15 protein-coding genes and 2 pseudogenes are annotated in these 19,535 nt (G+C 72.4%); 9 read left to right on the top strand and 8 right to left on the bottom strand.

Annotation, left to right across the window (positions count from 1 at the left end; all coding sequences use genetic code 11):
- From AB0M46_RS35955 to AB0M46_RS35945, 3 genes and pseudogenes are all read right to left on the bottom strand, one after another.
- A pseudogene (locus AB0M46_RS35955) lies at positions 1–246 on the bottom strand (hypothetical protein); the annotation flags it as partial.
- 266 nt (positions 247–512) lie between these two features.
- Positions 513–1,142, bottom strand: a pseudogene (locus AB0M46_RS35950) (DUF2064 domain-containing protein); the annotation flags it as partial.
- A gap of 84 nt (positions 1,143–1,226) precedes the next feature.
- The gene (locus AB0M46_RS35945; RefSeq protein ID WP_363343576.1) at positions 1,227–1,880 is read right to left on the bottom strand and encodes a glycosyltransferase family 2 protein; all 654 of its coding nucleotides are present in this window, start codon (positions 1,878–1,880) and stop codon (positions 1,227–1,229) included.
- A gap of 114 nt (positions 1,881–1,994) precedes the next feature.
- Between AB0M46_RS35945 and AB0M46_RS35940 the strand changes: the two genes are divergently transcribed.
- Both AB0M46_RS35940 and AB0M46_RS35935 read left to right on the top strand, forming a co-directional pair.
- Positions 1,995–3,032, top strand: coding sequence for an NAD-dependent epimerase/dehydratase family protein (locus tag AB0M46_RS35940; protein ID WP_363343574.1), 1,038 nt, complete (start codon positions 1,995–1,997; stop codon positions 3,030–3,032).
- Positions 3,033–3,160: 128 nt separating this feature from the next.
- Complete coding sequence (locus tag AB0M46_RS35935; RefSeq protein WP_363343572.1) at positions 3,161–4,015, top strand: NAD-dependent epimerase/dehydratase family protein; 855 nt, start codon at positions 3,161–3,163, stop codon at positions 4,013–4,015.
- A gap of 47 nt (positions 4,016–4,062) precedes the next feature.
- Here AB0M46_RS35935 and AB0M46_RS35930 read toward each other — a convergent pair whose 3' ends face one another.
- The 3 genes from AB0M46_RS35930 to AB0M46_RS35920 form a co-directional block, all read right to left on the bottom strand.
- Positions 4,063–4,557: a YcxB family protein gene (locus AB0M46_RS35930; RefSeq protein ID WP_363343570.1), complete on the bottom strand. Its 495-nt coding sequence runs from the start codon at positions 4,555–4,557 to the stop codon at positions 4,063–4,065.
- Positions 4,558–4,626: 69 nt separating this feature from the next.
- Complete coding sequence (locus AB0M46_RS35925) at positions 4,627–5,241, bottom strand: DUF3105 domain-containing protein (protein ID WP_363343568.1); 615 nt, start codon at positions 5,239–5,241, stop codon at positions 4,627–4,629.
- Positions 5,238–8,150: a DEAD/DEAH box helicase gene (locus AB0M46_RS35920; protein ID WP_363343566.1), complete on the bottom strand. Its 2,913-nt coding sequence runs from the start codon at positions 8,148–8,150 to the stop codon at positions 5,238–5,240. The genes AB0M46_RS35925 and AB0M46_RS35920 overlap by 4 nt, the downstream gene beginning before the upstream one ends.
- A gap of 183 nt (positions 8,151–8,333) precedes the next feature.
- On the opposite strand from AB0M46_RS35920, the gene AB0M46_RS35915 reads away from it, so the two are divergent.
- Positions 8,334–11,480, top strand: coding sequence for a penicillin acylase family protein (locus AB0M46_RS35915; protein ID WP_363343564.1), 3,147 nt, complete (start codon positions 8,334–8,336; stop codon positions 11,478–11,480).
- A 14-nt stretch (positions 11,481–11,494) separates the two neighbouring features.
- On the opposite strand, the gene AB0M46_RS35910 is transcribed toward AB0M46_RS35915, so the two are convergent.
- Positions 11,495–11,617 (bottom strand): hypothetical protein, encoded by a 123-nt coding sequence (locus AB0M46_RS35910; protein WP_363343562.1) that lies wholly within the window; start codon positions 11,615–11,617, stop codon positions 11,495–11,497.
- 148 nt (positions 11,618–11,765) lie between these two features.
- A complete protein-coding gene (locus tag AB0M46_RS35905; protein WP_363343561.1) occupies positions 11,766–12,290 on the bottom strand; it encodes an AAA family ATPase in 525 nt (174 codons plus the stop codon).
- An 85-nt stretch (positions 12,291–12,375) separates the two neighbouring features.
- Here AB0M46_RS35905 and AB0M46_RS35900 point away from each other — a divergent pair, with 85 nt between their 5' ends.
- The 6 genes from AB0M46_RS35900 (at position 12,376) to AB0M46_RS35875 (ending at position 19,516) form a co-directional block, all read left to right on the top strand.
- Positions 12,376–12,759 carry a hypothetical protein gene (locus tag AB0M46_RS35900; RefSeq protein ID WP_363343559.1) on the top strand — a complete coding sequence of 128 codons (384 nt, stop codon included), beginning with the start codon at positions 12,376–12,378 and terminating at the stop codon, positions 12,757–12,759.
- A gap of 299 nt (positions 12,760–13,058) precedes the next feature.
- Complete coding sequence (locus tag AB0M46_RS35895) at positions 13,059–14,069, top strand: LacI family DNA-binding transcriptional regulator (protein ID WP_363343580.1); 1,011 nt, start codon at positions 13,059–13,061, stop codon at positions 14,067–14,069.
- A gap of 19 nt (positions 14,070–14,088) precedes the next feature.
- Positions 14,089–14,904, top strand: a complete 816-nt coding sequence (locus AB0M46_RS35890) for an exodeoxyribonuclease III (protein WP_363343557.1) — start codon at positions 14,089–14,091, stop codon at positions 14,902–14,904.
- Positions 14,905–15,394: 490 nt separating this feature from the next.
- Positions 15,395–16,396, top strand: coding sequence for an ABC transporter permease (locus AB0M46_RS35885; RefSeq protein WP_363343555.1), 1,002 nt, complete (start codon positions 15,395–15,397; stop codon positions 16,394–16,396).
- A gap of 203 nt (positions 16,397–16,599) precedes the next feature.
- Positions 16,600–18,363, top strand: a complete 1,764-nt coding sequence (locus tag AB0M46_RS35880; protein WP_363343578.1) for an ABC transporter substrate-binding protein — start codon at positions 16,600–16,602, stop codon at positions 18,361–18,363.
- Positions 18,364–18,514: 151 nt separating this feature from the next.
- A complete protein-coding gene (locus tag AB0M46_RS35875) occupies positions 18,515–19,516 on the top strand; it encodes an ABC transporter permease (RefSeq protein WP_363343553.1) in 1,002 nt (333 codons plus the stop codon).
- Positions 19,517–19,535 lie beyond the last annotated feature (19 nt).

The following is a 19,535-nucleotide window of genomic DNA, read 5'->3' as shown; positions in this document are numbered from 1 at the left end:
TTTGGCGCGGGCGGCGCCCTTGCTCATGTCCATGTCGAGGATCTGCGGCGGGCCGCAGCCGAGGTCGACGGTGCCGTCCGGGCAGCGCTCGACCAGCGACGGGTCGCCGGGGCGCCCATGGTGCCAGGCGCCGGGGTCGACCGGCGTCGCCTCGGCCCCGTCGGCGCGGACCAGGACCAGCCCCGCCGGCTCGCCCCGGCCGGCCCGCCGCAGCGCCGCGCCCAGCACGGCCACGGGCGCGGTCACCGGCCGCCCTCCACGACGCCGGCCTGCCAGCACCAGCCAGAACCGGCGGACGACCGCCCGCACAGGTCGCAACCGGCAGACCACCACTCACGCACGCCGGAACCGGCAGACGACCGCCCGTACAGGCCGGAACCGGCAAACGACCGTCCGCGCAGGCCGCAACCGGCAAACGACCCCTCGCGCCCGGCCGAACCGGCAGACGACTGCTCACGCCCGGCGGAGCTGGCGGGCGACCGCTCACGCCCGGTCGAACCGGCGGACGATCGCGGGTCCAGTGTGGACAGTTCGCGGGCGAAGCGGCCGTCCGGGCGGGCGGCGGCGGCCGCGTACGCGTCGGCGGCGGTGTCCACGTCGCGCAGCGTGGCCGCGACCGCCACCCGCAGGCCGAGCCCGGCCAGCGCGGCGCGGGTGCGCTCGAACGTGTCCGGCGTGGACATCGGCACGCCGGCCAGCACCGCACCGGCGGCCGGATCGCGCAGGGCGAGGGTCCACCAGCCGCCGTCCTCGGCCGGGCCGAGCACCGCGTCGGCCCCGGCGAGCGCGGCCGCGGCGGCGACCAGGTGGCCGACGCCGAGCTGCGGGGTGTCCATGCCGACGAGGAGGGTGGCGAGGCCGGGCCGGGCGGTGTCGGCGTACGCGGCGGCGAGCCGCTCCCCGAGCCCGTCCCCGCGCTGGGCGACCCGGCCCCACCCGGGCGGGGCGGCCAGCGCACCGTCGGCGACGAGGGTCCGGGCCGCCGCCGGGGTCGCGGCGAGCACCTCGGCGGTGTCGGCGATCGCCGCGGCGGCCAGCGCGGCCGCCTGAGCCGGCGTCCACGGTGGACAGAGCCGCGTCTTCACCCGCCCGGGCACGGGCGCCTTGGCCAGCAGCAACAGCTGGACGCGGGGCGCGGTCACGACACCGGGCCCCGGGACATGCCGCGCATCGATACAAGCGCGATCACGACGCATGTCCCACAAGGTGCCGGACGCGGGACGCGGTCATGACGCCAGCACCCGGGACATGTCGCGCACGGCGCGCACGGTGCCGCGGACCGAGCCGGTCACCTTGGATCGCCCGCCGGCCGCGCGCGGCGCGTAGTCGACGTCGGCCTCGCCGATGCGCCAGCCCGCGGCCGCGGCGCGGAGCATCATCTCCAGCGGGTAGCCGAAGCGGCGGTCGGTGAGGCCGAGGGCGAGCAGCGCCTCCCGGCGGGCGGCCCGCATGGGGCCCAGGTCGTGCACGACCATGCCCGTGGTGCGGCGCAGGCGCCACGCCACCACCGCGTTGCCCAGGCGGCCGTGGACCGGCCAGGCGCCGGGGCGGGTCGGGCGGCGGCGGCCCAGCAGCAGGTCGTGCGTCCCGGCCGCGACCGGCTCGGCGACCCGCGGCAGCTGGCGGGGGTCGAAGGAGCCGTCGGCGTCCATGAAGCACACGACGTCGGCGGTCGCGGCGGCCAGGCCAGCGTGGGCGGCGGCGCCGAAGCCGCGCGGGGTGGCGTGCACGACCGTGGCGCCGAACGCGGCGGCGAGCGCGGGCGAGCCGTCGCACGAGCCGTTGTCGGCCACGATCGCGCGGTAGCCGGCCGGCATCCGCGACAGCACCCAGGGCAGTGCGGCCGCCTCGTCGAGACAGGGCAGTACGACATCGGGCATGGGCCGGACGCTACGCATCGACCGGCCGCCAAGGTCTTACGAGAAGCTGACGGACCATTACGAACCGCGAACGCGGGCCGTGCCCGGGCGCCCGCCGCGCCTAGGTTGGGGGTCATGCGCATCCTCGTCACCGGCGCGGCCGGCTTCATCGGCGGGCACGTGAGCGCCGCCCTGCGCGCTGCGGGCCACGACGTGGTGGCGCTCGACGCGCTGCACCCGATGGCACACCGTCGCACTGCGGACGTTCCCGCGTCACTGGTACGGGCGGATGTGCGCGATCCCGCGGCGGTCTCGGCCGCGCTCGGCGGCGTCGAGGCGGTCGTGCACCAGGCGGCGCTCGTCGGGATGGGCGTCGACCTGGCCGACCTGCCGGAGTACGCGGGCTGCAACGACCTCGGCACCGCCGTCCTGCTGGCCGCGATGGCCGGCGCGGGGGTGCGCCGGCTGGTGCTCGCCAGCTCCATGGTGGTCTACGGCGAGGGCGCCTACGCCTGCCCGGCCCACGGCCCGGTCGACCCGGCCCCGCGCGACCCGGCCGACCTGGCCGCCGGCCGGTTCGAGCCGCGCTGCCCGCGCTGCGCGGGGCCGCTGGAGCCGGTCGAGGTCGGCGAGGACGCGCCCGTGCGGCCCCGCAGCGTGTACGCGGCGACGAAGGCGGCCCAGGAGCACCTCGCGGCGGCGTGGGCGGCGGCGTGCGGCGGCTCGGTCGTCGCGCTGCGCTACCACAACGTGTACGGGCCCGGGATGCCCCGCGACACCCCGTACAGCGGGGTCGCCGCCATCTTCCGCTCCGCCCTGGAGGCCGGCCGGGCGCCCCGGGTCTTCGAGGACGGGGCCCAGCGCCGCGACTTCGTGCACGTCGCCGACGTGGCGGCGGCCAACGTGCTGGCGGTGGGGGCGACGGGCGAGCGGGTGGGCACCGTGGCGTACAACGTCTGCTCCGGGAGACCGACGACGGTCGTCGCGATGGCCGCGGCCCTGGCCACCGCGATGGCCGGCCCCGAGCCCGTCGTGACGGGCGAGTTCCGGGCCGGGGACGTCCGGCACGTGGTCGCCTCGCCCGCGCGGGCGCGCCGCGAGCTCGGTTTCCGGGCCGCGATCGGGCCGCAGGAGGGCCTCCGCGGCTTCGCCACCGCCCCGTTGCGCGGTTGACCCGGGCACATGTTCCTGCGAAGCGGAGTTAGCCTGTAATCCTATGGGTCAGGTGGGAGTTTATTCCTCCGGAGAGGCGTGGGGAAGGTCATGCCGCATCAAGGCCGGTAGCCATCTACCGTCGCGCCATGACGAGAATCGTATTGACCGGCGGGACCGGATACCTGGGCGCGGCAGCGCTCGCGCAGTTCGTCGCGGGCGGCCACGCCGTCACCGCGCTGGTGCGCAACGACGAGGCGGCGGCCAAGGTGCGCAAGGCCGGCGCCGAGGCGGCCGTCGGCGATCTGTTCGACGTGGCCTGGGCCGCCGAGCGGTTCGCGGCCGGTGACGCCGTCGTGCACCTGGCCGCGACCGGCGACGCCGAGGGCGCCCGGTTCGACCGCGCGATCGCCTCCGCGGCGGCGCAGGCGCTGGGCGGCACCGACAAGCCGTATGTGCACACCTCGGGCGTGTGGATCTGGGGCAGCAACCCGGACATCACCGAGGAGTCCCCGCTCGCCCCGCCGGCCCTGACCGCGTGGCGCCTCGAGGTGGAGGCGGCCGTGCTCGACAGCGGCCTCAACGCCACGATTCTCGCGCCCGGCATCGTGTACGGCCACGGCGGCGGCATCCCGGCCGGCGTCCTCGCCCCGGCCCGCGACGAGGCCGGCCGGGTGCGCCTGGTCGGCGACGGCACCCAGCACTGGACCCCGGTCCACGTCGACGACGTGGCCGCGCTGTACCGCCTCGTCGTCGAGCGCGGCGAGGCCCTGGGCCGCCTGCTCGCGGTGTCCGGCACCAACCTGACGGTCCGCGAGATCGCCGAGGCCGCCTCGGCCGGCGCCGGCGTCGCGCCGGAGACGGCCGACGAGTCGCGGGCCCGCCTCAGCGGCCCGTTCGCCGACGCGCTGCTGCTCGACCAGCAGGCCTCCGGCGCCCGTGCCCGCTCGCTGGGCTGGACGCCGTCGGGGCCGTCGCTGCTCGACGAGCTGCGCGCCGCCTGACCCATCGGCATCGCGCGAGCGAGAGGGGCCGGCCCGTGCGGCCGGCCCTATTCGCCGAGCAGCCCGTGCTCGGCCATGAACGCGCGCAGCGTCTCGGCGTCCTCGGCCGACATGTACTGGCGCGGGATGACGGTGGCCGGCATCCGCCCGACGTAGACGATCCAGAACTCGGGCGTGTCCACCACCCGCGAGACCCCGTCCCAGGCGATCCCGCCGGTCTCCGAGCCGCTGCGCATCATGATGTTGTCGTCGGTGATGTCGTAGTCGCCCTCGACGGCGTACCCGCTGGAGCGGCGGCGGGCCTTGTGGCGCACCCACGGCGCGTAGAGCATGGACAGCACGCCGCCGACCACCAGCGCGATGCTCAGCGGCTGGAACTGCTCACCCCAGTCGGCCACCCGCGAGATCGCCAGCCCGATCACCCCGAGGCCGGCCAGCGTGGCGCCGATGTAGCCGTAGCGGCGCAGCCGGACGCTGCTGAGCACCGCCGCCACCCGGCCCGGATAGGTGGGATCGGCCGGCACGTCGAATCGGATCTGCACGCGAGAACGATAGTCCCGGGAGTGTGCGCGCCCGGGTGCGGTGGCGGATTCGCGCAGCACCCGCCGGCGTCAGGACGGCGACGAGGGCGATGCCGACGTGGTGCCGTTGCTGCACGGGACGCCCGCCTCCATCGACGCGGTCTGGCGGTACTTGCGGATGAACGCGTCGATGCGCGCGTCCTTGGCCGAGTCGAGCTGCAGCTGGTATCCCCACGCCTGCAGCGACACGGCCGTGGACTGACCCTCGTAGGGGCTCATGAACATGTAGTCGTGGTCGCGCACGCGCTTGGCCAGGGCCTCGATCGACGCCGGGGCGAGGCCGGGCCGGTAGGTGACCCACACCGCGCCGTGCTCCAGGCTGTGCACGGCGCTGCCCTCGTCGACCGGGCTGGGGTAGACGTCGCCCAGGCAGCGCATCCAGACCGGGTGGTGGTTGCCGCCGGCGGCCGGCTTCATCGGGTACTCGACCTGCACCGACGGGTCGACGTGGGTGCGCTGCAGCCAGTCCGGATGCGTGGTGCGGTAGTCGATCAGGCCGGGGATCGCCTCGTCGGTGGCGGCGGCCGGGCCGGCTTCGCTCCTGTGGGAGAGATACCAGGCCACGCCCACCACGCCGGCGGTGCAGGCCAGGGCCAGGACCCCCAGGATGCTGACCAGGGTCACCACCAGCGTGCGGTTGTTCATGCCGGCGAGATTACCGCCCCGGGATCCAGGGTCAGCAGGCCGCGCAGCTCCGCGGTGGACAGCTCGGTGAGCCAGCCCTCGCCGGTGCCGACGATCCGGGCCGCCAGGCCGCGCTTGTCGCTGATCAGCCCGGCGATCTTCTCCTCGACGGTGCCGGCGGTGACGAACTTGCGCACCTGGACCGCCCGGCGCTGGCCGATGCGGAAGGCCCGGTCGGTCGCCTGGTCCTCCACGGCCGGGTTCCACCAGCGGTCGGCGTGGATGACGTGGTTGGCCGCGGTAAGCGTGAGCCCGGTGCCGCCGGCCTTGAGCGACAGCACGAACAGCGGCGGCGAGGACGGGCCGGCCTCCTGGAAGCGGGCCACGAGCGTGTCGCGGGCGGCCTTGCCCAGCCCGCCGTGCAGGAAGGCGACCTCGCGGCCGAAGCGGGCGGAGAGCTCGGCCCGCAGCATGGCGCCGAACTCCGCGTACTGGGTGAAGATCAGTGCCCGCTCCCCCGCGGCCAGGATCTCCTCGGTGATCTCCTCGAGGCGGGCCAGCTTGCCGCTGCGGCCCGGCAGGCGGCTGCCGTCGCGCAGGGCCAGGGCCGGGTGGTTGCAGATCTGCTTGAGTCTGGTCATCGTGGCCAGCACCAGGCCGCGCCGTTCGATGCCCTCGCTGCTGTCGATGCGGGCCAGCATGTCCTCGACCACGGCCTGGTAGAGGCTCGCCTGCTCGGGGGTCAGGCCGCACACGACGTCCATCTCCAGCTTCTCGGGCAGGTCGGCGATGATGCCGCGGTCCGTCTTGAGCCGGCGCAGCACGAAGGGCTGGGTGACGCGGCGCAGCCGCTCGGCCGCCGCCTCGTTGCCGTCGCGCTCGATCGGCTCGGCGTAGCGCTCCTTGAACTTCACGGCGCTGCCCAGCAGGCCCGGGTTGGCGAAGTCCATGATCGACCACAGGTCGGCGAGGCGGTTCTCGACCGGCGTGCCGGTGACGGCGATGCGGTGGCGGGCGGGCAGGCGGCGTACCGCCGCGGCCTGTTTCGTGGCGGCGTTCTTGATGGCCTGGGCCTCGTCGAGCACGATCCGGTGCCACGGCACGGCGCGCAGCTGCTCGGCGTCCCGGGTCGCCACGGAGTAGGTGGTGACGAGCAGGTCGAACGAGGCCGGGTCGAGCTCGCGCGAGCGGTCGGCGCCGTGGTGGACGTGCACCCGCACCCCGGGGGCGAAGCGGGCGGCCTCGCGCTGCCAGTTGCCGACCAGCGACATCGGGCAGACCAGCAGCGTCGGGCCGGGCGCGGCGCCGGCGATGAGCGCGAGCAGCTGGACCGTCTTGCCCAGGCCCATGTCGTCGGCGAGGATGCCCCCGAGGCCGGCCGCCTCCAGGAAGCGCATCCAGTTCAAACCCCGCAGCTGGTACGGCCGCAGCTGCCCCGAGAACGCATCGGGCACCCCGGCGTCGCCGATGCGCAGCTCGGTCTCCCCGCTGAGCAGGTCGCCGAGCCAGCCGTCGGCGGTGACCTCGACGACCGGCAGCCCGCCGGGCCCCTCGGCCGCACCGCCGGCCAGGTCGAGCAGGTCGGCGACGGTCATCGCCTCCTGCTCGCGCTGCCGCCGCAGGAACGACAGCCCCTCGGCGAGCCGGCGCGGGTCGAGCTCGACCCACTGCCCGCGCAGCCGGACCAGCGGCGCCTTGAGGTCGGTGAGCCGGCGCAGCTCGTCCTCGGTGAGCGGCTCGTCGCCGAGGGCCAGCTCCCACCGGTAGTCCACGACGGCCGCGAGCCCGAGGCCGCTGTCCAGGGCGACGGTGCCGGGGGCGGCCCCGCCGGATGCGGTCTTGGCGGTGAGCCTGGCCCCGAGGCGGGCCGAGGCGCGGCGCCACCAGCCGGGCAGCACGACGCCGAAGCCGGCCGCGGCCAGCAGCGGGGCGGCCTCGCTCAGCAGCCGGTGGGCGCCGTCGGTGTCCAGGCGCAGGGCGGTCGGGCGGGCTTCGCGCAGGGCGTCCTCGAGGTCGGGGTAGAGCCGGCTGGCCCGGCCGAGCTCGGCCAGCAGCGTCTCCTGGGGGGCCGGGATGTGCCGCTGCAGGGCCTTGAGCGCGCCCCGGGAGCGCCAGACCCGGTCGGCGTCGACGACGAGGGTGGGCTCGTCGGCGGCCTGCAGCGCGAACTCGAGCGTCCAGTCCGGCTCCTCGTCCTGGGGCTCGACCAGGCGGAAGCAGGCGCGCACGGCGCCGCCCACGGCGTCGGCCTCCCAGGCGGCGAGGGCCGTGGCGAGCCGTTCGCGCTCGGCCGGGCCGGCGTCGACCAGCCGGTCGCGGCCCGTGAGGGCGGCAAGCCAGCCGGTCGCCTCCCCGGCGCCCAGCGTGGCCCGGGCGGCCGCGTCGACCAGGGCGTCGACGATCTCGGCGGTCGCCTCGGCGCGGGTGGCGCTCGGCCCGGCGGCGAGCGCGGCCGAGGGCAGGGCCAGGGCGAGCGCGCGGGCGTGGGCGGCGTCGCGGCCGGTGAGCACGGGCCGCCAGAAGGCCTCCTCGCCGAGCACGGCGGGGAGCATCCGGCCGCGGGCGACGAGGGCGGCGGCGAACCCGCCGGCGGCCGCGAACCAGCGGGTGGACTCGGCCAGGACCAGGTCGTCGCCGGCCATGGCGGACAGGCCGCGCAGCACGCCGAGGGCGTCGTCCGGGTGGTACTCCACCGTGTCGACCAGCCACGGCCGCGGCTTGGCGGTGCCGGTGACGGCGGGCGAGGCCTCGGGGCGGCGGTTCAGGGTCGGCAGGGTCAGCGTGCGCTCGGCGGTCACACCGGCGTCGCCGTCCAGGCGCAGGCCGGCGACGGCGAACGGGTGGCGGCGGCCGCCGGGCGCGGGCAGCGACGGGTCCTCGGCCCACAGGCCGACCCGGCCTTGGACCCAGAGGGCATGGACCACGAGCACCCGCAGAAGCGTAGTGGAACCCCTGCGTATCGATGGTGCGAGACCCGGCGCCCGGTCTGGCTTTTGTCGCGGCTTCGCCCGAACAAACCCGGGCCGGGCGCTACCCAGTGACAGGCGTCGTTGTTACCATCCGGTAATCCGAGTCATTTTCATGTTGACTCGCAACCCCGGAAGGGATCCGCCATGTCCCTGCCTCTCGTCAAACGCGCCCTGGGGGCCCTGCTGCTGGCCTCCGCCGCGCTCGTCGCCCCCGCCCTCACGGGCCCGGCCCAGGCGGCCGTGCTCGCCCCGAACGACTACTGCCTGGAGCAGTGCAACGACATCCTGCCGCCGGGCCAGAACGGCAACGCCACCCTCGCCGACATCCTGGCCCACCAGGCGCTGGGCACCCGGCCGGCGCACTCGGCCGACCAGCTCGGGCCCTACGCGAACCTCGTCGCCGCCTACACCGGGCTCACCGACGAACAGATCTCGTCCTTCTACAACAGCGCGTCCTTCGGCGTGCCGGCCGGTCAGGTCGCACGCAGCTACAGCCCGCGCTCCGACGTCACCATCGTGCGGGACAAGGCGCTCGGCGTGCCGCACGTCACCGGCACCACCCGGGCCGGGACCATGTTCGGCGCCGGCTACGCGGGGGCCGAGGACCGGCTGTTCGTCATGGACCTCATGCGCCGGGTCGGGCGGGGCAAGGTCACCCCGTTCGCCGGCGGCGCGCCCGGCAACCGGGAGCTGGAGCAGAGCATCTGGCGCAACGCCCCCTACACCGAGGCCGACCTGCAGGCCCAGGTGGCCGCGCTGCGGACCAAGGGGACGCGGGGCGCCCAGCTCTACGACGACGTGCAGCAGTACGTGGCCGGCATCAACGCCTACATCGCGGCCTGCATGGCGGCGCGCAACTGCCCCGGGGAGTACGTGCTCACGGGGCACCTCGACGCGATCACCAACGCCGGCGGCCCGGAGCCGTTCCAGACGACCGATCTGATCGCGATCGCCGGCGTGGTCGGCGGCCTCTTCGGCGGCGGCGGGGGCGGCGAGGTCGAGTCGGCCCTCGTCCGGGTGACCGCGCGGGCCCGCTACGGCGCCGCCGAGGGCGACCGGCTGTGGGCCGCCTTCCGCGAGCAGAACGACGAGGAGGCGGTGCTGACCCTGCACGACGGGCAGTCGTTCCCCTACGGCGCGGCCGACCCGGACGCGCCGGGCGTGGCGCTGCCGGACGTAGGCAGCGTGAGCGCGCAGCCGGTGGTGTTCAGCCCGAGCGGCTCGGCGACGAGCACCGCCGGACTGACGCCGGGCGCGGCGACCAGGCGCGGCATGTCCAACGCCGTGGTGGTCGACGCGGCCCACTCGGCCACCGGCCACCCGATCGCCGTCTTCGGGCCGCAGACCGGGTACTTCTCGCCGCAGCTGCTCATGCTGCAGGAGCTGCAGGGGCCGGGGGTCAGCGCGCACGGGGTCGCCTTCGCCGGGCTCAACCTCTACGTGCTGCTCGGCCGCGGGCAGGACTACGCGTGGAGCGCCACCTCGGCCGAGCAGGACATCACCGACACCTACGCGGTACCGCTGTGCAACACCGACGGGTCGGCGGCGACGACGGCGTCGAGCGCGTACCTCTTCCACGGCACCTGCACGCCGATGGAGGCGCTGATCCAGAACAACGCCTGGACGCCGACCGTCGCCGACTCCACGCCGGCCGGGTCGTACCAGCTGATCACGTACCGGACCAAGTACGGCCTGGTGGCCTGGCGGGGCACGGTCGCCGGGCAGCCGGTCGCCTTCGCCCAGCTGCGCTCGACCTACCGGCACGAGGCCGACTCCGCCATCGGCTTCCAGGCGTTCAACGACCCCTCGGCCATGGGCACGCCGGCCCAGTTCATCGCCTCGGCGTCCGACGTTGGGTACGCGTTCAACTGGTTCTACGTCAACGCCACCGACACCGCCTACTTCAACTCGGGCAGCAACCCGGTGCGCAAGTCCGGGGCGAACCCGAACCTGCCGACGAAGGCCGAGCCGGCTTATGAATGGTCCGGCTGGAATGCCGATACGAATACGGCCGACTACATTCCGGTGACCCAGCATCCGCAGTCGACCGGGCAGGATTATTTCGTCTCTTGGAATAACAAGCAAAGTAAGGACTTCTCGGCGGCGGACGGAAACTTCAGTTTCGGCGCCGTGCAGCGCGCGGATCTGCTCGACAAGCGGGTCAGGACCGCGCTCTCCGCGGGCAAGGTGGACCGGGCCGGGGTGGTCAAAGTCGTCGAGGACGCCGCGGTGACCGACCTGCGGGCCGAGCACCTGCTGCCCGAGCTGCTGCGCATCCTCGACCCGGCCGGGACCGGCACCGATCCCACCGTGGCCGGGCTGCGGGCGTGGCTGGCCGCCGGGGGCAAGCGGGTGGAGACCTCCCCCGGCTCGCACGTCTACCAGCACGCCGACGCGATCCGCACGTTCGACGCCTGGTGGCCCAAGCTCATCGACGGCACCTTCCGGCCCGGGCTCGGCGACGACGTCTACGCGGCGCTGACCTCGGCGCTGCAGATCGACGAGTCGCCGTCCGGGTTCACCGGGCCGACCAACGCCGGCTCGCTGAACCAGAGCCAGAGCCACAAGGGGTCCTCGTTCCAGTACGGCTGGTGGGGGTACCTCGACAAGGACCTCCGGTCGGTCCTCGGCGACCCGGTCCGCGGCGGCCTGGGCCGCACCTACTGCGGCGGCGGGAACCTGGCCGCGTGCAGGCAGGTGCTGGTCACGACGCTCGCGGCGGCCACCGCCGAGCCGGCCGCGACCACGTACCCGGGCGACAAGTACTGCTCGGCCGGCGACCAGTGGTGCGCCGACACGATCGTGCAGTCGCCGCTCGGCGGGATCACCCACGACAAGATCTCCTGGCAGAACCGGCCGACGTACCAGCAGGTGGTGTCGTTCCCGGCCAAGCGCGGCGACAGCCTGACCAACCTGGCCCAGGGCCGCGGCGTGAGCGCCAGCGGCACGCAGCTGGGCTACTCGGCCGGGGCCGCGGTGGACGGGAACCCGACCACGCGGTGGAGCAGCGCGTGGACCGACAACCAGTCGATCACCGTCGACCTCGGCTCCGCCCAGCCGGTACGCCGGGTCATCCTGCGGTGGGAATCGGCGTACGGGTCGCGGTACCGCATCGAAACCTCCGCCAACGGGAGCTCCTGGAGCACCGCGGCCACCGTCGACGCGGGCAACGGCGGGCTCGACAACGTCACGTTCGCGCCGGTCAGCGCCCGCTACGTGCGCATGACGGGCGTGGCCCGCGGCACCGGTTACGGCTACTCGCTGTGGGAGTTCGAGGTGTACTCCGTGTAGCCCGGATCGCACCGCTAGATCACCGCGCGGTGGCGGCCGGCGGGGAGCTCGTCGAGCCCCGCCTCCGCCGCCGCCCGGGTGACGTGGCGCCCCGCCCGGCTGAGCACGCACGTGCCGGCGAGCAACTCGACGAGCACGTGCTGGGCGAAGCCGGGCGGCGGCGCCGACGAGCGCGGGCACCCGCCGCCGCGGCGACGCTGCGCCGCAACACCCGGCCGCGGGGGAAGGCCGTCCGCCTCGCCTACGGCCGGCCCCCGGGTCAATTCCGCGAGGGGTGTCCGTATTTCAGGTCGCCCGCCAGCCGTCGATCAGCGCCTCGGCCTCGTCCGCGACCTCCCGCGCGAGCAGGTCGTCGGTGTCCACGACCGCGCCGAGCGCCCGCAGGTCGCGCCGGGCGGTGAGGTAGGCGCCCAGGTCGTCCAGGCGCCAGCCGCCCGCGTCCGGGCGCTCGTCGGCCTCGACCCGCTCGACCAGCACCGGCGCCGAGACGTCCAGCAACAGGTGGCGCACCTCGTGGCCGCGCTCGCGCAGGTCGCCCAGCAGCTCCTCCAGGTGCTTGCGGCGCAGCACGGTCATCGGCACCAGCAGCGGGTCGGCCCCGCGGGCCTGCCGGGCCACCGCGGCCACCACCGCCGGCCGCCAGCCGGGCAGGTCCTGGTGGTCGCCGTGGCGGACCAGCCCGGCGGTGCGCCGGAACACCCGGTCCACCCGCTCGGCGTCGAACGCGCGGGCCTGCGCCGCCCGCCGGCACAGCTCGGCCGCGAGGGTCGCCTTGCCCACGCCCAGGGGGCCGTTGAGCCACACGATCACGGGCGCCTCCTCACGTCGGCCGGCTTCCAGGATTCTCGCAGGTGGGATCGAGGGGGATGTCAGGCCGACACGGGATAAAGGAGGCATGACGATCCTGACCCTTCCCCAGCGCACCCCGGCCACCGCCGAACACCGCCGCATCGACGTGTTGATGATCACTCCGGCCGGACGCTTCGCGGACCTGGACCGGTATCTGCCCGCCGGATGGTTCGTGACCCGCCGGGCCGAGATGCCGGCCGGCTGCCGCGAGCCCGACATCGTGGTCCTCGACGACCCCGGCCCCAGGACGGTCACGGCCGCCTGCCTGCGCCACCCGGCCGCCTCGATCGTGGCCGTGCTCAGCCCCTACAGCGACCACCAGGCCGCGGTCGACGTGCTGGAGGCCGGTGCCGACGCCTGCGTGCGCTCGGCCACCCCGGCCGTGATCGCCGCGCACCTGGAGGCCTGCCGGCGCCGCCAGGCGGCATAAGGGGATTTGGCGTTTCCCACAACATATTCCAGAGAGCGCTCTCAACCGATTCTGTGATTGACATTGGGCTAGTCATGAGCCAGTCTGATTCCAGTCTTGAGAGCGCTCTCCGGCCGAGGCGGCGGTCCGGCAGACCGGCGGATCGGACCGGCGAATCGTGATCAGGGTGTAACCGGTGTGAGGGTGCGACGGGCGATGGAGCGGCATGCTCCATCGCCCGTCATTTTTGTGCGCTACACATTGCTGAGCTTCAGTCATGATGGTCCGGCAGAACAGATATGGGGGACACCGCAATGGTGATGTCGGGGCGGGACCGGCCCACACTGGAAAACGTCGCACAACGCGCCGGAGTCTCGCGGGCCACGGCCTCCCGCGTGGTCAACGGGTCGACCTCCGTCGCGCCGCAGATCCGCGACAAGGTACTCAGCGCGGTCGAGGCGCTGGGCTACGTGCCCAACCAGGCCGCCCGCAGCCTCGTCACCCAGCGCACCGACTCGATCGCGCTGGTCGCCTCCGAAACGGCGAGCCGGGTGTTCTCCGACGACCCGTTCTTCTCCGGCATCATCCGGGGCGTGAGCCTGGAGCTGGAGGCCGTGGACAAGCAGCTGGTGCTCATGATGGTCGGCCCGTCGGGGCCGAGCCACGACCGGGTGGAGCGCTACGCGACCGGCGGGCACGTCGACGGGGCCATCATCTTCTCGATGCACGGCGCCGACCCGCTGCCCGAGCGGCTGAGCCGGGCCGGGGTGCCGGTGGTCTGCAACGGCCGGCTGCTGATCCAGTCCTCCGTGCCGTACGTCGACGTCGACAACGAGGACGCGGCCCGCACGGCGGTGCACCACCTGCTCGACACCGGCCGCCGCCGGGTGGCCACGATCGCCGGCCCGCAGGACATGAGCGCCGGCATCGACCGGCTCAAGGGCTACCGGGCCGCGATGCAGGACACCGGCCGGCGCTCACTGGTGGCCGTCGGCGACTTCACCCGGCAGTCCGGCGCCCTGGCCATGAGCCAGCTGCTCGGCGACGACCCGGACCTCGACGCCGTCTTCGCCGCGTCCGACGCGATGGCCGAGGGGGCGCTGCGGGCGCTGCGCCAGGCCGGCCGCCGGGTGCCCGACGACGTGGCCGTGGTCGGCTTCGACGACATGGACTTCGCCCGCGACACCGAGCCGCCGCTGACGACCGTGCGCCAGCCGATCACCGACCTCGGCCGGATGGCGGCCCGCCAGGTGCTGCGGATGGCGGGCGGCGAGCAGATCGAGCCCGTTCTGCTCTTACCCACGGAATTGGTGAAGCGCGAATCGACCTGACAGTGGCAAGGTGGCTCGGGTGAGACTTGCCACCTGGAACGTGAACTCGGTCAAGGCGCGACTGCCCCGCCTGCTGCCGTGGCTCGAGCAGACCGGGCCCGACGTCCTGTGCGTGCAGGAGACGAAGGTCGCCGCCGACGCCTTCCCGGCCGCCGAGGTGGCCGAGCTGGGCTACGCGACGGCCCACCACGGCGAGGGGCGCTGGAACGGCGTCGCCCTGCTGTCCCGGGTGGGCCTCGACGACGTGCGCCGGGGTTTCGACGGGGACCCCGGCTGGGCCGGCGAGCCCGGAGGCGAGGAGGCGCTCTTCGGCGAGCCCCGGCGGGAGGCCCGGGCCGTCTCGGCGCTGTGCGGCGGGGTGCGGGTCTGGTCCGTCTACGTGCCCAACGGGCGGACGCCGGAGTCGGCGCACTACGGGTACAAGCTCACCTGGCTCGAGGCCCTGCGCGCCGCGGTGGCGGCGGACCTCGCGGCGGGCGAGCGGGTCGCGGTCTGCGGGGACTACAACGTCGCCCCGGCCGACTCCGACGTGTTCGACCCCGCCGCCTTCGCCGGCGCCACCCACGTCACGAAGCCCGAGCGCGACGCCGTTGCGGCCCTGCTGGCCACCGGGCTGTCCGACATCGTGCCGAAGCCCATGAAAGGCCCCAATCCATTCACGTACTGGGACTATCGGGCGGGCATGTTCCATCAGGACAAAGGGATGCGGATCGATCTGATCTTCGCGAGCCCGGCCATAGCGGACGCGGTCGGCGGCGCCTACATCGACCGGGAGGCCCGCAAGGGCAAGGGTCCGTCCGATCACGCCCCAGTGGTGATCGATTTCGATATTTGAGCACGCTGTGTCACCATCATCTCTGACCGGACCGTACTGTTAAGTGTGAAACGATCAACGATCGTCCTGGATAGCCCGTTCTCTGCGGTCTTGCCGCGATGTTTCGGGCACGTTGCGTAATCACACCGTTACGATTCGCCGGTAATTCGCCCGTTTCGGGAGTGTATGATCCAAAAGTCGTTGTGCTTGGATCACGCCCTCATCACGGCGCGGCGTGGACTTGGTTACAGGACAGGGGGTGACCCTTGACGATCGGCCAAACGGGAGACAGGGTTCCTCCAACGAAGGCGACACCACCAAGTCGGCTTCGTGCACGCTCTGCCCGTGGACCGAACCTGCGGATAGGGCACCAGGAGTCCACGAAGACACAGCCGATCGGCTGCTGACTGCCACGGGCCCCGGTCTGGCCGACGCATGCTCGTTTCACGGCGCGACGGCCATCGCTGGCGGTTTGGGCGGGCAGGCGGCCGGGGAGAGGGGCACCACGCCCATGACTATGGGACCCGTCACGTCGAAGAGCGACGAGCAGGTGCCGACGGTCGAAGAGGCGACCGCCACGCCTGCCGGTGTTCCCGCGAAGGCCATCGAAGGCCGCTCGCTCAGTCAGATTGCGTGGACCCGGCTCAAGCGCGACAAGATCGCGCTGACTGGAGGCGGGTTCATCATTTTCCTGGTGCTGGTCGCGGTGTTCGCCCCTCTCATCAACAAGGTCTGGGGCCACCCGGTCAACGATTTCCACCAAGACAAGCTCGACACGAGCCTCGGCGGCATCCCGCCGGTCGGGACCTGGGGCGGCGTCAGCAAGGAGTTCCTGCTCGGCGTGCAGCCGGTCAGCGGCCGCGACCTGTTCTCGCAGATCATCTACGGCGCCCAGGTCTCCCTGCTCGTGGCGCTGGCCGCCACGATCGCGGCGGTCACGATCGGCGTGGTCCTCGGCGTCGTCGCCGGCTACTTCGGCGGCATGGTCGACAACCTGCTCAGCCGGCTCATGGACCTGATCCTGGCGTTTCCCTACCTGCTCTTCTCGATCGCGCTGATCTCCGTCGTGCCGGTCTCCACCGGCTGGCGCATCGGCGTGGTCATCTCGGTGATCGCGTTCTTCAGCTGGCCGTACATCGGGCGCATCGTGCGCGGCCAGACTCTCTCCCTGCGGGAACGCGAGTTCGTCGAGGCGGCGCGCAGCATCGGTGCGGGCCCGAGCCGCATCCTCTTCCGCGAGCTGCTGCCGAACCTCGTCGCGCCGATCCTCGTCTACGCGACGCTGATCATCCCCACGAACATCCTGTTCGAGGCCGCGCTGTCGTTCCTGGGCGTCGGCGTGCTGCCGCCCACTCCCTCATGGGGCCGGCTGCTCTCGGACGCCGTGCAGTACTACGAGTACGACCCGATGTACATGTTCGTGCCCGGCTTCGCCATCTTCCTCATGGTCCTCGCCTTCAACCTGTTCGGCGACGGCCTGCGCGACGCCCTCGACCCGAAGGCCAACCGGTAACCCTGAGCCGGTCGGGCTTCGGGCCCTTCGCGTAGCACCCGACTATGCCAGCCGAGGACCTCAATGCGGCTACCACCGCGTCCGACCGCCGCCACCCCGGTCGACCCTGTGCGGCCCCCGGACTGCAACTCGCACCGCAGCACAGCTCGGACGGCCCGTCCCTCGGCGGGTCGTGCCAAACAAGGAGGGAAAATCCCGTGAGAATGAGGACAGGGGCACTGGCAGCCGGTTCGGTCGCCTTCGCCCTGGTGTTGTCCGCCTGTGGATCAGGCAACGACAGCGCCAAGCCTGCCGAGAGCAGCGGCCCCAAGGGGGTGTCCGGCTTCAACGCCGCCACCAAGGGCGTGGTGAACCCGTCCGACAAGAAGGGCGGCACGCTCAAGCTCGTCAACAACGCCGACCCGGACTCGTTCGACCCGGCGCGTGCCTACTACGCGTACGTGTGGAACTTCATGAAGGGTTTCTACGTCCGCTCGCTGCTGACGAACGAGTCGAAGCCGGGCGAGGACGGCCTGAAGCTGGTTCCCGACCTGGCCCAGGCGCTGCCCGAGATCACCGACAGCGGCAAGACCTACACGTTCAAGCTCAAGTCCGGGATCAAGTTCGAGGACGGCTCGCCGATCACCTCGAAGGACGTCAAGTACGGCATCGAGCGCGTGTTCGCCCAGGATGTGCTCTCCGGTGGCCCGACCTACCTCGTCGACGTCCTCGACCAGGGCCAGAAGTACCCCGGCCCGTACAAGGACACCGACCCGAACAAGCTGGGTCTGAAGTCGGTCGAGACGCCGGACGACACCACCATCGTGTTCCACCTGAAGGAAGCCCTGTCGGACTTCAGCTACCTGCTCGCCATGCCCAGCGCCGCGCCGGTTCCGGCGGCCAAGGACACCGGTGACAAGTACGGTGAGAAGCCCGTCTCCAGCGGCCCCTACAAGTTCCAGTCGTACGACAACGGCAAGAAGGCCGTCCTGGTCCGCAACGACCAGTGGGACCCGAAGACCGACACGGTCCGCAAGGCTCTGCCGGACCAGATCGACTTCACCATCGGCACCGCGGTCGAGGAGATCGACAACCAGCTGCTGAGCGGCGAGATCGACATCGACACCGCGCAGACCGGTGTCCAGCAGGGTGCGCAGCCGAAGGTCCTGCTCGACGCGGAGAAGAAGAAGAACGCGGACGAGCCGAACACCGGCTTCATCCGGTACTTCTCGATCAACACCAAGGTCGCCCCGTTCGACAACATCCACTGCCGCAAGGCCGTGCAGTACGCGACCGACAAGGTCACGATGCAGACCGCGCGTGGTGGCGCCGACGCCGGCGGTGACATCGCCTTCAACATGCTGCCCCCGACCATCGCGGGTCACGACGACTACGACCCGTACAACACCAAGTCGGGCAAGCCGCAGATCGACAAGGCGAAGGAAGAGCTCGCGGCCTGTGGCAAGCCGAACGGCTTCGACACCGTGATCGCCACCCGCAGCCAGGGCAAGGAGCCGAAGACGGCCGAGGCCCTGCAGGCGGCGCTGAAGAACGTGGGCATCAACGCCCGCCTCGACCCGACCGAGCCGTCGCTGTACTTCCGCTCGACCATCGGTGCGCCGTCGAACGTCCACGCCAAGGGCTACGGCCTGATGATGGCCGGCTGGGGCGCCGACTTCCCGACCGCGTACGGCTTCCTGCAGGTGCTGGTCGACGGCCGCATGATCCAGCAGTCGGGTAACAACAACTACGCCGAGCTGGCCGACCCGGAGATCGACAAGCTGATCGACGACGCCAAGGCGGAGACGGACCCGAAGAAGGCCGCCGACATCTGGGCCCAGATCGACCACAAGGTCATGGACGCGGCGGTCATGGTGCCGTTCGTCTACGACAAGGCGCTCAACTACCGCAACCCGCGCGTCACCAACGTCTTCGTGACGCAGTACTACGGCATGTACGACTTCGGCAGCCTCGGCGTCGTGAGCTGACCTCCGGGTCGGTACACGTCACCAGCTGACGCAGCAGCAAGCCTGAACAGCCGGTAACCCGCCCTTCACGAGTACAGAAGGCAGGTGAGGGCCACGGCGCCGGCCGGTGCGACGGGAACCCCGTCGAGCCGGCCGGCGTCAGGCCGCACACGTGATCAACTACATTCTGCGCCGCCTGGTCACCGCGGCACTGCTCATCGTGGCCGTCTCCATGGTCACCTTCGCGATCTTCTTCCTGATTCCGAAGGCGGCGCACGCCGATCCCGCTGAGATGTACGTCGGTAAGTCGGCGACCCCGCGCGACGTCGAGGCCACCCGGGTCAAGCTCGGCCTGGACAAGCCCATCTACATCCAGTACACGAAGTTCGTGAAGGGTCTCGTCGTCGGGCGGGACTACAACAGCGGCCCGACGGTCACGCACTGCTCGGCGCCGTGCTTCGGCTACTCCTTCCGCACCGACCGGGAGGTCTGGCCGCTGCTGCTGGACCGCCTGCCGGTCACCATCTCCCTGGCCATCGGGGCGGCGCTGATGTGGCTCATCGGCGGCGTCGCCGGCGGCGTCATATCCGCGCTGAGACGCGGCAAGTTCTCCGACCGAGCCGTGATGGTCCTCGCGCTCGCCGGCGTGTCCCTGCCGGTGTACTTCACCGGTCTGGTCTTCCAGTCCCTGTTCGTGCACGAGTGGAAGATCTTCAAGGGCGGCGAGTACATCAACTTCGTCGACGACCCCCTCGGCTGGGCCAACAAGCTCTTCCTCGCCTGGGTCAGCCTGGCCCTGCTCTTCGCCGCCAACTACGCGCGGCTGACGCGGGCCACGATGCTGGAGACCCTCGGCGAGGACTACATCCGCACCGCCCGCGCCAAGGGTCTGAAGGAGCGGGTCGTCGTCGGCAAGCACGCCATGCGCGCGGTGCTCACCCCGATCGTGACGATCTTCGGCCTCGACCTCGGCACGCTGCTCGGCGGCGCGATCCTCACCGAGCGCGTGTTCAGCCTGCCCGGCATCGGCAAGCTGAGCGTGGACGCGGTGACCCAGAAGGACCTGCCGATCATCCTCGGCGCGACGCTGTTCGCCTCCTTCTTCATCGTCATGGCCAACCTGATCGTGGACCTGCTCTACGCCGTGATCGACCCGCGGGTGCGGCTCTCATGACCCTTCGCGCGTCCCGGTC

It is taken from the genome of Dactylosporangium sp. NPDC051485, from assembly GCF_040682015.1.
In the GTDB taxonomy this organism is placed as follows: domain Bacteria; phylum Actinomycetota; class Actinomycetes; order Mycobacteriales; family Micromonosporaceae; genus Dactylosporangium.
Note: the sequence above shows the minus strand (reverse complement) of the source record. Positions and strands in the feature narration are given on the sequence as shown.